The 242-nt window shown below is 66.5% G+C and carries 1 protein-coding gene; it reads left to right on the forward strand.

Going from position 1 to position 242, the window contains the following annotated elements; all coding sequences use genetic code 11:
* Nucleotides 1-242, forward strand: a 242-nt coding sequence (locus tag SB764_RS43940) for a hypothetical protein (protein WP_410867304.1), incomplete at both ends; no start/stop codon positions are given.

Genomic DNA, 242 nt, shown 5'->3' on the forward strand with positions numbered 1-242 from the left:
CGTTCTGTCAGCGCGCGTTGCAGGAAGCGCCGTTTGCCGCCGCGATGCCGTTCGCGTTCGAGATGGAAGCCGACGACGCCGCATTGCGTTTCGAAATGGCCGCCGATTTCTGGCGCGAGCAAGTGGAACCGGTGGCGCACGCGCATCCGGCATTTGCTGCCTGGCTGGTGCAGAGGCGCGCCGGGCCCGCGTCGCTCGACGAGCAACTTGCACGGCGCCTGAAAAAGCCGCTCGCGCAATTG

This window comes from Paraburkholderia sp. SIMBA_027 (genome assembly GCF_046535315.1).
Classification (GTDB): Bacteria; Pseudomonadota; Gammaproteobacteria; order Burkholderiales; family Burkholderiaceae; genus Paraburkholderia; species Paraburkholderia tropica.